Below are 15,277 nucleotides of genomic sequence, written 5' to 3' on the forward strand. Positions count from 1 at the left end.
GTTATTGTGGAATCTTTAATAGATTTGCTTATCATTATCATTTTTTATACCCTGATTATTCCAGCCTGTGTCCTGCTTCATGAATTGGGTCATGCATTCGGTGTTGTTTTATTTAGTAAGAAACGGGCGACGGTTTATCTCGGGCACAACAGGAAAGGAAAAGAAACATTCAGAGTCGGAAGGATCTCCTTTTGTATTAAATGGTCTTCGGTTGGATTTTGTGGCTGGGAGCATAAGGAAGCTTCCGTTTTTCAACGGGTCATGGTATTTGGAGGAGGGCCCCTGGTTTCTTTTGTTTTATTTTCCCTGTTTTTTATACTTACTTTTCATCATACTCTTCACGAAGATTTTAACCTTTTATGTAACGGAATATGGATTTTTAATCTCATTAATTTTGCAGTCACTGCATTTCCCTTCATATATCCAAAATGGTGGGGACCCTATGCAGGACTTCCATCTGATGGATATCAAATCTATCAGACATTGAAAAGAGCAGAACCTATTCAATAAAGACCTTATTTCCGTAAAACTCTTGATCAAGAATAGCATTAAATTCACTATGCATGACTCGCCGAATAAATGCAAAGTCTGAGAGTAAGCAACCTTGTGAAACGTTTCTCATCGCCCGGCCTTCTGATATAATAGTAAGGTTAACTTTGTTTTGTATGAGAAAGAAGTGACAAACATGACTGAACAAACACCAAGGAATTCTGAACTCCTATCGGTTATGAAACAAGCGTTAAAGGTCAATAAAAAGCCATTTCCATGGGTGAAGGCTTTTTCGGCAGGCCTGGCAGCATCTCTTCCTATCTTGATTGGGCTGTTAGCTGGCCATTTGGACTATGGCTTGATTGCGGCAATGGGAGGCTTTACGTATTTATACGTATTCGATGTACCCTATGCCCAAAAAGCGAAGAAACTCCTATTTGTTATTTTGGGACTGACTCTGGTTACGGCACTGGGGACACTGGTTGCTCCTTATCCGCTTGCGATTGCGTTAGTTATGGGGCTAATCGGCGCTACAGCAATTTTTATTTTTGGTGCTCTCCGTATAGCCGGTCCGTCGGCTATTTTTTTCGTACTGGTATTTGCCATGACTACTGGAATGCCTGTACAGCCTGAAGATGCTCTCTTGCGGGCAGGACTCGTTTTTTCCAGTGGGATACTGTCGTTTATGATTGCCATGCTTGGCTGGTTCTTTAACCCACATGGACCAGAAACGAATGTTGTCAAAAGACTTTATGAAGAATTGGCATCATTCCTTGAATCTGTAGGAACGAAAACCTTTAATGAAGCAAAACATCGTGTTATGTCTGCTTTGAGAGAAGCGGATAACTCCCTTGCAGCAGGGTACATTCCCTGGCGAAAAACCGATTATTTCAAGCGTTTATACTTATTAAATAGTCAGGCTCATCAAATATTTCTGTACATTGTTGAAAACTTTTCGGACGATCATCGGGAGCTGCAGCCTGAATTAGCGAAATCCGTTCACCACATTGCAAAGACTTTAGATCAGAAAAATCCAATGGTTCAGGATTATAAAAATCTCCGGCAATCATCGGATAAAAATGATGAAAAAATTGAATTATTGCTGGAGCGAATTTATGATGCCGACGCAATTATGAATGAACCAGCAAGCCGAATTGATCAGGACATCCCTGTCAACAAGCAATCCATCCGTCAAGTATTGGGTGGGGGCTTTGATAAAAATTCCATAGTATTTATTACAGCCCTGCGATTTGGGTTTGTGACCATTATTGCAGCAATCATTGCCTATGAATTCGGTTTTGCGAGATCCTACTGGGTGCCATTATCCTCTGTAGCGGTAATGTCCGGTTTTTCCATTGTTGCCACCTATCATCGTGGGATCCAACGGGCTTTCGGGACATTCGTGGGGATTTTGATTGCCAGTCTCATTCTGTCTATTCATCCCTCCGGCTATTTGATCGCTTTATTGGTGTTGATTCTGACCTTTATCACAGAGCTGTTTATCGTGAAAAATTACGGTCTGGCAGCACTGTTTTTCACTCCTAATGCACTTCTAATGGCAGAAAGTACAAGTCAGGGGGGCTTTAGCTTTTCGTATTTTGCTTCGGCAAGAATCATTGATGTCATCATCGGAAGCTTAATTGGTCTGATTGGTGTCTGGATGATGGGAAGAAAATCTGCATCGAGCAGACTTCCTCATTTAATTACGAAAACCATTCGCAGTCAATCGCAATTATTACTGGCTTTATTTTCGAATCAGGGAAAAGGATTTGATGCAACGCAGAGTCGGGAACTTCGAAAAATGCGCACCAATCTTAACAATTTAAATATTTTATATAATACAGCGGCCGGGGAAGTGCCTGTAGATCGAAAAGCACTGGATTATTACTGGTCTGTCCTTTATTCCATGAATAGCTTGAGTTATCTTCTGGAAAATTGTGCTACAGACAATCGGCCCGAACTTTCAGATGAAACACTTTCTCAGCTGTTGTATGTCTGCGAATCCATGGCTAATGCAGCCAGTCGAAAACGCATCCCGACGTTAAAAGAGGTACCTCATATAGAAAAATTCCCAAGTATACAGAAGGAACTCATTGCTTTACAAAAATCATTGCGCAATGAAGCTTCCATCTAGCTCAGATGCATCTCTGCCAGTTTAGAGATGCATTTTTTAATTTTAAAGAGGTGTGTGGAAAGGATAATGCGAATATACTCTTGAATAGGTAATGAGTAAGGATAGGAGGTAAAACCATGCTGAATGTGTATGAAAAGGAAGAGGTAACCTGTGTGGAGGCTGTCATTGAAAACTCTAAAGTAAAAGTGGGGAAGGTCTTTTTGTTCTTAGTTGATGGAATGTTAGTAGATACTGGACCTCAATCTATAGAGTCGGAATTACTTGGTTTTCTGAAAAAGCAATCCTTTGATTTTGTCACGTTAACCCATTCCCATGAGGATCATTCCGGTTTAGCGCCGTGGATCCAGCAACACCGAAACGTTCCTATTTATATTCATGAAAAAGGAATTCCGATATGCCGACAGTCCAGCCCGTATCCGGAGTATCGTAAAATGGCCTGGGGATTCAGGGATGCTTTCAGGGCCCTGCCACTTGAAAATACCATTCAGTCACGCAGTCATGAATGGGAGGTTATCTATACTCCCGGTCATGCAGAAGACCACGTTTCACTGTTACATAAAGAAACCGGACGATTATTTACCGGGGATTTATTTGTTTCACCAAAAACAAAAGTAATCATGGAGAGTGAATCGATTCCGACGATTGTGAATTCGCTCCGTAAACTGCTGACCTATGATTTCCAATCTATTTTTTGCAGTCATTCAGGGTACTTTGAAAATGGGAAAGAAATGTTGAAGAAGAAGATAGATTATCTTGAAGACTTAAGGGAAAGAGTGATAGATTTACATAGACGAGGGATGTCTGTTGCAGAAATTAAACAAGAGCTGTTTCCCAAACCCTATCCGATTATAAAGACTTCCGGTGGAGAATGGGATTCCAGGCACATCATTTCCTCGATTTTGTCAGCTGAAGATTCATGGTAAATCGCAATTACGTTAACATGTCAGGAGAGTTTTAAGTGCGGAACAGAACGTATAAACGAATATGGCCGGTTTTCATCATACTTGCTATTGTCGTACCACTTATCTATTATACGCAACAGCCGGATGAAGTATATGGGAATGATCGAGCGTCCATTGTTAAGGTTATCCATTCTATTGAAGGGTATGAAAAGAAATCGATTGAAGTTCTGGATATTAAGGATAAAGGGAAACAAAGACTGGTGGGTTTCCTATCTGACAATCAGCCAGGCTATATGAGGTTCACAAGAAATCCAGAGGGGAATTATGAGTGGGATCATATCGAAGTTGATCGGCAGGATTCCTTCCATATGTTTCTTCCAGTGACTTCGCATCAAACGGAACAAATGATGTTTGTCATGAATCATCATAATGAAGTGGCAAAAATGACGATCGAAATCAATGGTCAGCAACATGAACTGGAGTTTCCAGCGAATCAGACTGCAGTAAAGTGGATGGACCTGCCTGAGTCCTCGGACGGTAGCTATTCCTTTCAACATTTTAAGTACTACGATAAAGAAGGAAATCTGCTGGAGGATTTATAACAACACGAACAGATAATTTTACATAGGATGGTTGGCGATGATTTTCTAAAATTGGAGTGATATCTGTGTCCAAACCCATTTATTATATCGTGATCATAGGTTTTCTGTTCATTGCAGGATGTACCAGCAATCAAGGGAGTGACAATGAGGAAATTGCCGCAACGGTCAGAGGAGAAGAGATTCCCTTAGAGGAAATGCAGTTTCTTTATAAAAATGAACAGATTCCTGATAAGATTGAAGGGACCATAAAAGCAAAACTAGCCATGCAGGAAGTTAAAAAGATGGGTCTTGATATTTCGAGTAAAGTTCAGGAGAGAATGGAGAATCTCCCAGAGCTTCCGCCAAAGGATACTAATCACGCAAGAACAGAATCTGAAAGAGCATTTTACGATTCACAAGCGGAAAAACTTGGCATGGAACCGGAAGAATACTATAAACAGTATCAACAAAAAATGTCTGAAATGAGCGTAGCAGTAATGACCTACATAGAAGAAAAGCTTGGGGAACCATGGGATGATACAGAAGAAAATCAACAATATACGAAACAAGCGAATCAACTATTGGATGACCTTGTAACAGAACATGAAGAAGAGATTCAAATCTTCATCGATCATAACTAACTAGTGAATTGGGGGATTCAAATGTTCAGGAAAATATTCGTATTCGTCATCATACTCGTCTTTTTCATTACCGGCTGTTCCAATGAAGATCCAGATATGTATGAAGTAAGCCGGTCAGATATGACAGAAAAGCTGGTCAATATCAATTTTGACTATCAATTGCCGGCAAAATTACCTTTTGAAGTTCAAAGCATTCAGGCCAATCGTCCTCCAACAGATCAGGCGATGTTCAGTTTAGCCTTTTATGGTCCGGATGGAGAATATCTATTTCTGGATGTATCCAATTCAGAGATAAAGCAAAAATCGGAAAATAATATGGAAGAAGTGAAAATCGGCGATAAAAAGGGATCCTATTTGGAAAATGATCAGGGAGCAAAGATTCTTTTCTGGAAAACGAATGGAGTTTCCTATCAGTTATCCTTAAAAGAGTCTGAAGAACAGCAAGGATACACGAAGGAAGATTTGGTTCATATTGCTAGGAGTTTTGAGTAAAAAGAGAACAGGTTATCTATCACATTTGATGGAATACAAAAATATACGTAATTGAGCAGTCCAATGAGAATATCAAGGGCTGCTTTTTTTAATAGAAGAGGAATTTTGTGTAATGTCTCGAATATTGTCATAGGAAGAGCAGGTTGCAACTTTATATCGTGAAAAGGAGAAAATTCAGTTGGACAAGATAAAAAATATAACGATTCCGAACAATTCCAGAATCATCGTTATCTCTGATATTCATGGAGAAATAGAACTTTTTAAAGAGCTGTTAAAGAAGGTACATTTCAATAAGGAAGATTACTTAATTATTAATGGTGACCTTTGTGAAAAAGGCAGTAACAGTGAAGCGGTTGTAAAATATATTATGGAACTTTCCTCAAAAAGCTTGAAAGTTCATGTGACAGAAGGCAATTGTGATACTTTGGCTGAAGATCTTTTAGATGGAAATCCCGATTTAATAGAATACTTATATCATCGACCTCATTCTATTTTAAATGAATGGCTTGATCAGCTTGGTATGTCATTGAATGAACGATTGAATATTCAGGAAGTAAAGGAATTATTAACAAAGCATTTTTCTGAAGAAATGAAATGGCTAACAAATTTACCAACAGCTATTGAGACAGACCGGTATATATTTGTTCATGCCGGATTAGAAGATAAAAAGGATTGGAAGAACACAAAACGGGATAATGCCATTACGATGTCTTCTTTTTTAGAGAAAACACATAGCACAGACAAATATGTGATCGTGGGGCATTGGCCTGTTGTGAATTATTCATCAGACACCCCGTCTCATAACCCTATCATAGACGAAAAGAAGAAAATCATAGCAATCGATGGTGGGAATGTTATCAAAGAAACAGGACAATTAAATGCATTAATCATTGAAAGAACTGTCGATGCAGAGTCATTTTCATACGTTTATGCTGATCCTTTTCCCACATGTAAGGTCGTAAAAGATTTTTGTAAAGATCCCAGAATGAAAGGATCTATTGAATATCCATTCTATGAAATTATTCCTTTAGAGGAAAACAATGACTTCACTTTATGTGAACAGACTGAGACAAACAGGCAAGTCTATGTTAAAAATGAATATATTAGCCGGAATAAAAAAGGACGTTCTACGGTTAAAACAGATGTATCATGCACACAAATCAATGTAAACGCAGGTGACATCGTGTCAGTGATAGATGATACGTGTTCAGCCTATGTCCTAATTAAAAAAGATGGTAAAGTTGGCTGGGTTGCGAAAGAGTGTATTCGTTAAAATCAAACACAACTGTTAATCCAATAGTCATAGTAAAAATAACTAAATGACATATGGCTGCTGAAGATAACGTTCGATAAACTCGGCTAATCCATCGTCTTCATGATGTCCTGTAACAAAGTCAGCAGTTGCTTTAACCTCTTCTCCAGCGTTTGCCATTGCTGCCCCAATACCGACGTGACGAAGCATTTCTATATCATTGGGGCCGTCTCCTATGGCTGCAACTTCATGTGGATGAATTCGAAGCAGATCTAGAATGGATTTAATACCTGACCATTTGGAAACGTTAGGAGCTACCATTTCAAAGCCGTCGCTCCAATTAATCACTTTTGCTTCCTCTTTAAATAAAGCCGATAATTCAGGACTGGGTGCTCCTGTTTTAACGCTATATTTTAGAACATCCTGATAATTTGCATGTCTTAAATCACCGATGTAGCGTGGTGGCATTTGCCCAACTTTTGTCCAATGATCCACTTCTTTATCTGTATTCTTACAATAAAGCCCATTTGCTGTATGGATCAAAACGTTATATGCGTTTTCCGCTGTCAGTTGATGAAATCGTTCCTCGTTTACCTGCAGGGTGTGAGTTTTCACGGCCTTCCCTGTTTCTGCATCATGAATGGCTGCACCATTCAGGCAGATCATCGGAGTTCGTAATCCCATTTCTTTATGGTAGGGAGCGGTTATTTCATAGTGTCGACCAGTGGCCAGAAAAACCTTCACTCCCTGATTAATGAGCCTGTTTATTGCTACTCTGTTTCGACGGGAAATGATATTTGAGGAGTTTAGAAGTGTTCCATCCATATCAATAAATATCGCACGTACATTCATTTTTATTGCCTCCTTATTTGTTGGTAAATCAACCATATCATCTGAATATTAAGGAGTGGTTAACTCAATGTTCAGATTGGATGAAGTATTTGAAAGCGAGTAAGTTTTATGGGAGGATGTGTTTAAATGAGGCTGGTTTAGTTGTACAGATAATATAATGGTGCAGATATTTTTTAGAAAAAGGAGTAATCTTATGAGCACGGATGATGAAATTCGCTGGAGACAGATATTTGATAATTATGAGAAAGCATTTCGGGAGTTAAAAAAGCATAAAGATACGGCATTTGATAGTAAACTTCAAAAAGCAGGTTATATTCATTATTTTGAAGTAGCGCTGGAATTTGCGGAGAAGGTGATGTATGCCTATTTAGATGCAAAAGGTCATTCCGCAGACACACCACGTAAAGCTGTGAAGGAATTATCGAAGCTCGATATCATTCAAAATCCGCAAGTCTGGTTCAAAGCACAGAACCGCAGGAAGTTACCTTTGTTCATACACAAAAATGATAAGCTATTTGATGAACTCATCATTGATATCGAGGGTACATATCTTCCGGAGTTGGAATTATTTTGGGAAACTTTAAATGAGATAAAATGATGATTCACCAATTATATTTAAGGTATCATTAGTAAAATTAATGTATTTAAGAAGAAGCTGGCGGGAGTCTATTACTCCTGCCAATTTTATTTCTTAATAAGTGAAACCACTGTCTAAGATATTCCTATGTTATTTAAATAGTTTAATGTTAACTTTTGGAGGATTTTGGATAAGTTAGTCGAATAACTTCCTATATATTAGATAGGAAATTTTACTTCCTGGGTAATCAGTCTTGAGACTTAGGATAATTCCTTCCTTTGAATGTTTCATTTGTATAATCAGGAAGTAACAATGGAGATAGAAAATAAAGAAGGTGAGTGTTTCCATTGTGGACTTTATTCAAAAATGGTAATTTCACACGATTATTTATTGGCCGTTTAATCACAAACGCAGGGGACAGCTTGTATGCAGTAGCAGCAATGTGGTTAGTCCATCAGTTGGGAGGTTCGACGTTCCATACAGGCCTCGCTGGATTTTTAACGATGCTACCCACGTCACTCCAATTTCTGGTGGGACCTCTGGTGGATCGCTGGGAGCTAAAGAAGACACTTATTGTGACACAGGTTATTGAACTATTGTTTATTCTGTTAATTCCGGTATTTTATTATGCAGGGATACTTAATGTTACGGTTGTCCTTGTTGTGATGCCTATCGTTGCTTTTGCAAGTCAGTTTTCGTTTCCAGCTGAACGGGCAGCCCTGCCAAGTATTCTGGAACCAGATGAGCTTGTTAAAGGAAATTCGGCATTTTCATTCGCTTATCAAGGATTGGATCTGGTTTTCAGTGGATTAGCAGGGATATTGGTAGCGATGTTCGGAGCGGTTACTTTGTATCTGATAGATTCGTTAACATTTGCAATAGCTGTTTTACTGTTTGCTACACTTCAATTTCCTGGAAAACAGAAAACCCATGAACCAAAAATGAGTGTGAGGGAAAACGTTAAAAAATACGGAAGGGACCTTAAGGAAGGCTTTCGTTTTGTAATGGGATCTATTATTGCAAAATTTTTCATCGGAGCTGTTGGGGCTAATTTTACGTTTGGTGCGGCAATGGCTGTCCTGCCTGCTTATGCAGACGTAAGAGGGGACGCTTCGTTCTATGGATATATGATGGCTGCACTTTCTGGTGGATTTCTTGTTGGTGCACTTTTATCACCGTATGCAGAAAAATTTTCATTTGGAAAGATGGGGATTGCCGCCTATAGCTTAAGTGCCTTTTCATGGGTGGCGTCTGTATTCGTTCCCTGGAACATCCTGAGCATCATGTTATTCGGGGCGGCAACGATCCCGATTGGAGTAACTGAAGTGCTTCTTGCTGCGGTTATTCAGCGCATTGTGCCACAGCGTTTACTGGCACGGACATTCTCGGTGATGACGAGCGTTTCCACATCTGCAATGCCACTTGGAGCATTGATTGGCGGTGCAGTGGGTGCAAAGATTGGAAGTGTAGCTACTTTCGGTGCAGCCGCTTTCGGTATACTGCTTGTTTCAGTAGTATGGTTTTTAGTTAAAGACCTGCGGGAGTTGCCAAAGTCAAACGAAATTGATCCCGGGAAATACGGATTGAGCGAACAAAATGAAGCGGGAGTATGATGCAAAGATATATAAAGGAGTGCAGAACTTATATGCCCTTACGTAAAAAAGAAAAAATGGCTACTATGATAGGAATGATTTTTTTCATCCTTTTTATAGCAGGTTTGGTATTGGGTATTTACTTTTTGGGGTTCGCCGGGATTTTTGAATTACTCGGTGTTCAATATCATTCAATTTGGTCTTTGTTTGTTTTTGCAGTTTGTTTCTTTATGGCTGGTTTTATCATTGAATTATTTTCCAAGCCAATTTTTGAAAGGTCCACCCGGAATGTGTCGGGAAAAATAAAACTGGTTTTTATACAGATCTGTTTTGAATCTGTATCTAACTGGCTCGTTCTATTCACCGTTGATGAGTTTATGCAAAAAATTAATCTTTCTTCTAAAACAGAGTTGCTGATTGCTCTATTTGTTTCAGTATTTGAAATTATACTTGAGAATAATAATGACGATGATGGAAATAAAAAGAATCCAATTTGATTCATAAACAAATTGGATTTTTTCTATTCAATACGGTGACATTAAAATATATCAGCAAGTGAAAACCTCCAATCATTTTAAACTTTTTGGAAGTTAAATAGCGGAAACCACTTTGATTCTATATTTAGGACACATTATATTATTAGGATAATTTTATTTTGAGGTATAGGTTATAATTTGAGATATTTTGAAATTTGTGAAGTGTTATGATCATATGTGAAAATTAATGTAGTTTCGTCTTAGAGGGTTCAAAGGCTCTACATACAGAGATTTATACGCTTTAAAGCACTATATTTGGATTTGTATACCATTATTTTCAGAGAGATTGTTTCTGGAATGAACCAATCTATACAAATCGAATATTATTCTGGTGCTTCAAGAAGAAACTAAGGAGGAGAAATAGAATGATCAGAAAGCTTCTATGGGTAACGCTAACATTCGCTTTAGCAGTTACGTTAACAGCATGTGGAGGAAATGAAAGTCAAGATCAGAACCAGGGTCAGAGTGATGATACAAATAATGAAAGCACTTCCGTTGGTGAAAAACTTGAATACACGATTACCGGAATTGATCCAGGTGCAGGTATCATGGGCCAGGCTGAAGATGCATTAAAAGAATATAGCCTTGATAACTGGGAGATTCAATCAAGTTCCGGTGCGGCCATGACGGCGGCATTAGAGAAAGCAATTGATGAAAAGAAACCAATCATTGTCACAGGATGGATCCCACATTGGAAATTTATGCGCTTCGACCTGAAAATGCTGGATGATCCCAAGGGTGTTTTTGGAGGAGAAGAACAAATTAACACCCTTGTACGAAAAGGATTAGAAGAGGATATGCCTGGTGCGTATAAATTCTTTGATCAGTTCAACTGGGAGCCGGAGCACTTACAAGATGTAATGCTGAGCATTGAAGAAGGAAAAGAAGAACAAAAAGCAGCTGAAGAGTGGGTTAAGGAGCACGAAGATCTGGTTAGTACGTGGACGGAAGGTGTAGAATCTGGAAATGGCAAGGAAATTAAGATGACTTATGTTTCCTGGTCCGATGTCATTGCCAGCTCCAATGTTGTAAAATACGTACTGGAAAATAAGTTAGATTATAATGTTGAATTAGTTCTGGTGGAGCCAGGCCCAATGTTTGCCAGTGTTGCAGAAGGTGATGCAGATGCAATGATTGGTGCATGGTTGCCTTCCACACATAAGTCTTATCTGGAACAGTATAAAGAAGACCTGGTAGATTTAGGAGTTAACCTGACAGGTACACGAAATGGTCTTGTTGTTCCTTCCTATATGGATATTGATTCCATTGAGGACTTAAAAGCTGAATAACACTTCTACTGGAATGATAAATAAAATCCGCAAACGTGCTTGTTTGCGGATTTTTTCGATTTATAAGGGTTATTCATCCAGAATAAGTTTAACGCTATTCAGTTTGAAGTATTGTAAATGTTATAGTGGAAATATCATGAAATAATGAATAGGGAAGGAGAATTGAAAATGGATGTTAAATTCCCAATTGGCCAGTTGGAAGTTCCGGAGAAAATAACACTGGAAAATATTCAGGAATGGGTAAAGCAAATCGAAACGTACACGGAACGATTAAGAGAAACGGTTGACTCATTAAGTGATGAGGAATTAAGCAAAACGTACCGGGATGGAAGCTGGAACGTTCGACAACTGGTTCACCATATTGCTGATTCTCAGTTGAATATGTATCAGCGTTTGAAGCTTGCTCTAACTGATGAGAGTCCAACCGTACCCGCATTTGATCAGGATAAGTGGGCTGTTCAACCGGATACAGAGCTTCCTGTTGAAAGTTCGATTAAAATGCTGGAAGGTATAAATGAGCGCATCGTATCTTTAGGTCACCGTTTAGCGGAAGAGGAATTAAATCGATTTTTTGTTCATCAGACAAACGGTGACATAACCGTGGGAACAAAAGTGGCAAAATTAGCCTGGCATGAAGAGCATCACTTAGCCCATATAAAAATCGCATTATCAAAATAGTAAAATGAAGCGGGCTCAAATTATAAGATTGTATCCCATTTGACTCCAAGCACTTGTTTTGAATCCCTCCTGAATTTATGCTAAAAATTAAAGTGTGAATAAAAATAAGCATGTGACACATATTATTTGTGTTACATACTTACCAGGGAGGTATAAAAATGGCAAAAAAAATACTTATGGTAGTAACCAATCATACAACGATTTCCGATGATCATAAAACAGGACTTTGGCTCGAGGAGTTTGCAGTCCCTTACTTAGTGTTTAAAGAAAAAGGATACGATGTAAAAGTGACCAGTATTGCAGGTGGCGAAGTAGCATTGGATCCAAACAGTATTGAAGAAAGAGCGGAATGGAAAGAAGCAGAAGAAGAACTGAAAAATACTGCAAAGCTGACAAAAGATGATGCAGACGGCTTTGACGCCATTTTCCTGCCAGGTGGCCATGGAACAATGTTTGATTTTCCTGACAACGAAACGCTGCTGTATGTTCTCCAGCGTTTTGCGGAGAAAGGAAAAGTTATTGGTTCTGTCTGTCACGGACCAGCAGGATTAGTGAATGCGACCTATGCAGATGGAACACCTATCGTGAAAGGGAAAAAGGTTTCTGCCTTTACGGATGATGAGGAAAGAGAAATGCAATTAGACCAGCATATGCCTTTCCTATTAGAAACCAAACTGCGTGAAAAAGGTGCCAATTTTGAGGGTGCAGAAAAATGGACCGATCATTCAGTGAAAGACGGCAATTTAGTCACAGGCCAAAACCCGCAATCCAGTAAAAGTACGGCGGAAAAAGTAGTAGACGCATTAGAAGCATAATCAGGGATATATTGGTTTCACAGAAAGCATAGAAAAGAAAATGACTGCAAGCCTAAAGCGCGTGAATGGATCTTTTATCCATTCACGTGTTTTTTATCTTATTGACAATTGGCACCATTCCTGTAAAATGATGGCCAACCAAGTTGAAGAATACTAAGGGAGAAAATAATGATGGATAAGGTGAAGAATCATTGTAATTGGGGGTGTCTTAGAAATGACCAATTTTATAAGAAAATCTTTTATACTTCTTTTTTCTGCTTTCATATTTCACATCGTCTTAAAATTCAATGATTGGCTGAATGTTAACTTTGGAAATCTATCAATCTTCATTCTTATTATGACAGCATTTACGGCTGCTGTTATATGGACAGCTCTTCAACTGGATAAATGGCTGGCAGCACGGCGGTTTCAGATTCTGATTAAATCTATAGTGAACAGCTTAATCATCCTGTTTTTTATTTATCAATTATTTACTCCTTACTTCTATACAGATCAATACTTACAAACAGCAGGATTGGAACAAATCGAGACGTATTACCAGCTTTCAAACGAAGAACTGACAGACCAGGATCGAAGCAGGATGGCTGAGTCCTCTCTGGTTGAAGGTATGGCTTTTGCCACACTGACTACGAATCATTATCCGAAACAACCATTAAAAGATGTGAAGCCGATGGATCTTCAGCGGAGCTATTATCACTATGATATGATTGTTGAATTGAAGCAGAAGAATGCTCAAACGAAGGTTTACCAATTTACATTTGCAAGGGAAGAGGGTAAGTTTAAAATCAAGGGGATCACACAGTTAAAGGCTGAAGAATGAAAATATCAACTCAAAACCATTTAGTGATCGGGCAAAAGGAGGATACATATGGCCAAACATAAGATTTATTCAATGAGTGTCGCAAGCGTCTATCCCCATTATATTAAGAAGGCGGAGAAAAAAGGACGTACGAAAGCAGAAGTCGATGAAATTATCCGCTGGCTGACAGGATATAGCCAGAAAGAACTCGAAGCGGAACTGGAAAAACAGACGGACTTTGAAACTTTCTTTAAGGAAGCCCCCCAATTGAATCCTTCACAGGCTTTCATCAAAGGTGTAATCTGCGGTGTCCGAGTAGAGGATATAGATGAACCCACAATGCAGGAAATTCGCTATCTGGACAAGCTGATTGATGAATTAGCAAAAGGAAAAGCGATGGAGAAAATCCTGCGGGAATCTTAAGTAAAGAACTACTTCTCGTCGTCTGCAGAGGTCAATGAAAGGATAAGATAAACCGACAAAATAGTGCATAAAAAGTCGGACTAAACGTTTCGATTCCTGCTATTCTATTGATGAAAGGAGGTCATTAAGTGGATTTGCTTAAGAGCATGAATGATGCAATGAGCTATATCGAGGCTAACCTTACTAAAGAAATAGACTTTAAAGAGGTGGCAAGGATTGCTCAATGTTCTGAATATCATTTTAAAAGAATGTTTTCATTTCTTGCCGGTATCACATTATCAGAATATATTCGCAGCAGACGACTGAGTTTGGCCGCATTTGAGCTTACAAATACTAATCTAAAAATCATTGATATTGCGGTTGAATTTGGATACAATTCACCAGACTCTTTTGCCAGAGCTTTTCAAAATCTACATGGTGTAACGCCATTAGAAGCAAGAAACAATGGACAGCAATTAAAAGCCTTTCCACCCATGACCTTCCAATTATCAAGTAACTGAGGGACCCGAAATTTTGTCGATTAAAACGAATGACTTGACTTCACCATCTGTAAAAAGTGAAATTTGGATTCCGGTTTTGAAAAATAGTTAAAGATAGGAAGCATGAAAAAAGGTACTTGGACTTCATTCCAAGCACCTTTTTTTAACATAGGAAAAGGTGGAGAACTTCCCGCCCCTTATTTTTCCTGATCTTCTTTAGTTGGCCCCATAACGCCTGGAACATTTAATCCTGCCTGGCGCAGAAGCACCGTCATTTGACCGCGATGATGGGTCTGGTGGTCAATTAAAGTACGCAGCAGTGCGCCACGTGGAGTTGGCGTACCATGGGCGTCCACTTCTTCCACGATTTGTTCGTCTGTTAGTTCTTCCGCCTGACGCTGAATGCTTTCTGCAACGTTTTTATATGTATCAGCGATGGTGCTTGCCTTGTCTGGTACCTTATTTGGATCACCGGAAATATTGATATCGAACCCAACCAGTCCCCCAAAATAAGCAGGCGCAGTTGCCAGGTGCCATCCAAGCCATCCTAATGTATTATGACCTTCTACAATCGCCTGGTCCAATGTTTCATCGGTTAGAGATTCAAGCACTTTCATCGTACCTTTTGATGCTTTTGACCATTCAGCTGCAAAATCCTCAGCTTTACGATACATGGAATCACTCCTCTATTATTTTTGATATCATTGTAACATGTGGAGATAGAGAATTAAAAAATACGAAACTAT

Annotated in this window: 17 protein-coding genes and 1 pseudogene; 16 read left to right on the forward strand and 2 right to left on the reverse strand. The window is 39.0% G+C overall.

Annotated features, from left to right (window positions below; genetic code table 11):
- The first annotated feature begins 6 nt into the window (after positions 1–6).
- The 7 genes from ACZ5OK_RS05655 to ACZ5OK_RS05685 all read left to right on the forward strand — a co-directional run bounded on the left by ACZ5OK_RS05655 (position 7) and on the right by ACZ5OK_RS05685 (position 6,512).
- Positions 7–510, forward strand: coding sequence for a site-2 protease family protein (locus ACZ5OK_RS05655; RefSeq protein WP_343840015.1), 504 nt, complete (start codon positions 7–9; stop codon positions 508–510).
- A gap of 175 nt (positions 511–685) precedes the next feature.
- Positions 686–2,623, forward strand: a complete 1,938-nt coding sequence (locus ACZ5OK_RS05660) for an FUSC family protein (protein WP_343840017.1) — start codon at positions 686–688, stop codon at positions 2,621–2,623.
- A 116-nt stretch (positions 2,624–2,739) separates the two neighbouring features.
- Positions 2,740–3,546 (forward strand): MBL fold metallo-hydrolase, encoded by an 807-nt coding sequence (locus ACZ5OK_RS05665; protein WP_343840019.1) that lies wholly within the window; start codon positions 2,740–2,742, stop codon positions 3,544–3,546.
- A 35-nt stretch (positions 3,547–3,581) separates the two neighbouring features.
- The gene (locus ACZ5OK_RS05670; protein WP_343840021.1) at positions 3,582–4,127 is read left to right on the forward strand and encodes a hypothetical protein; all 546 of its coding nucleotides are present in this window, start codon (positions 3,582–3,584) and stop codon (positions 4,125–4,127) included.
- A 65-nt stretch (positions 4,128–4,192) separates the two neighbouring features.
- Positions 4,193–4,747, forward strand: a complete 555-nt coding sequence (locus ACZ5OK_RS05675; protein WP_343840023.1) for a hypothetical protein — start codon at positions 4,193–4,195, stop codon at positions 4,745–4,747.
- Positions 4,748–4,768: 21 nt separating this feature from the next.
- Entirely contained in the window at positions 4,769–5,239 is a 471-nt protein-coding gene (locus ACZ5OK_RS05680; RefSeq protein WP_343840025.1) for a DUF4367 domain-containing protein, read from the forward strand.
- A gap of 178 nt (positions 5,240–5,417) precedes the next feature.
- On the forward strand, positions 5,418–6,512 hold the full coding sequence (locus ACZ5OK_RS05685; protein ID WP_343840027.1) for a metallophosphoesterase: 1,095 nt from the start codon (positions 5,418–5,420) through the stop codon (positions 6,510–6,512).
- 42 nt (positions 6,513–6,554) lie between these two features.
- Here the strand turns inward: ACZ5OK_RS05685 and ACZ5OK_RS05690 are convergent, their stop codons facing one another.
- Positions 6,555–7,343: an HAD family hydrolase gene (locus tag ACZ5OK_RS05690; RefSeq protein WP_343840030.1), complete on the reverse strand. Its 789-nt coding sequence runs from the start codon at positions 7,341–7,343 to the stop codon at positions 6,555–6,557.
- A 193-nt stretch (positions 7,344–7,536) separates the two neighbouring features.
- Between ACZ5OK_RS05690 and ACZ5OK_RS05695 the strand changes: the two genes are divergently transcribed.
- The 9 genes and pseudogenes from ACZ5OK_RS05695 to ACZ5OK_RS05735 all read left to right on the forward strand — a co-directional run.
- Positions 7,537–7,941 (forward strand): nucleotidyltransferase substrate binding protein, encoded by a 405-nt coding sequence (locus tag ACZ5OK_RS05695; RefSeq protein ID WP_343840032.1) that lies wholly within the window; start codon positions 7,537–7,539, stop codon positions 7,939–7,941.
- Between the two features lie 326 nt (positions 7,942–8,267).
- The gene (locus ACZ5OK_RS05700; RefSeq protein ID WP_343840034.1) at positions 8,268–9,533 is read left to right on the forward strand and encodes an MFS transporter; all 1,266 of its coding nucleotides are present in this window, start codon (positions 8,268–8,270) and stop codon (positions 9,531–9,533) included.
- On the forward strand, positions 9,530–10,009 hold the full coding sequence (locus tag ACZ5OK_RS05705) for a regulatory YrvL family protein (protein WP_343840036.1): 480 nt from the start codon (positions 9,530–9,532) through the stop codon (positions 10,007–10,009). The genes ACZ5OK_RS05700 and ACZ5OK_RS05705 overlap by 4 nt, the downstream gene beginning before the upstream one ends.
- Before the next feature lie 404 nt (positions 10,010–10,413).
- A complete protein-coding gene (locus tag ACZ5OK_RS05710; protein ID WP_343840038.1) occupies positions 10,414–11,337 on the forward strand; it encodes a glycine betaine ABC transporter substrate-binding protein in 924 nt (307 codons plus the stop codon).
- A 168-nt stretch (positions 11,338–11,505) separates the two neighbouring features.
- Positions 11,506–12,015: a YfiT family bacillithiol transferase gene (locus ACZ5OK_RS05715; protein WP_343840040.1), complete on the forward strand. Its 510-nt coding sequence runs from the start codon at positions 11,506–11,508 to the stop codon at positions 12,013–12,015.
- A gap of 158 nt (positions 12,016–12,173) precedes the next feature.
- Positions 12,174–12,830: a type 1 glutamine amidotransferase domain-containing protein gene (locus tag ACZ5OK_RS05720; protein ID WP_343840042.1), complete on the forward strand. Its 657-nt coding sequence runs from the start codon at positions 12,174–12,176 to the stop codon at positions 12,828–12,830.
- A gap of 337 nt (positions 12,831–13,167) precedes the next feature.
- Complete coding sequence (locus ACZ5OK_RS05725; RefSeq protein ID WP_343840043.1) at positions 13,168–13,650, forward strand: hypothetical protein; 483 nt, start codon at positions 13,168–13,170, stop codon at positions 13,648–13,650.
- A 48-nt stretch (positions 13,651–13,698) separates the two neighbouring features.
- Positions 13,699–14,052, forward strand: a complete 354-nt coding sequence (locus ACZ5OK_RS05730) for a DUF2200 domain-containing protein (protein WP_343840044.1) — start codon at positions 13,699–13,701, stop codon at positions 14,050–14,052.
- A gap of 128 nt (positions 14,053–14,180) precedes the next feature.
- A pseudogene (locus tag ACZ5OK_RS05735) lies at positions 14,181–14,543 on the forward strand (helix-turn-helix transcriptional regulator); the annotation flags it as partial.
- Positions 14,544–14,728: 185 nt separating this feature from the next.
- Here the strand turns inward: ACZ5OK_RS05735 and ACZ5OK_RS05740 are convergent.
- Positions 14,729–15,205, reverse strand: coding sequence for a DinB family protein (locus ACZ5OK_RS05740; protein ID WP_343840046.1), 477 nt, complete (start codon positions 15,203–15,205; stop codon positions 14,729–14,731).
- Between the last annotated feature and the right edge of the window lie 72 nt (positions 15,206–15,277).

The organism is Salinibacillus aidingensis, assembly GCF_055393355.1.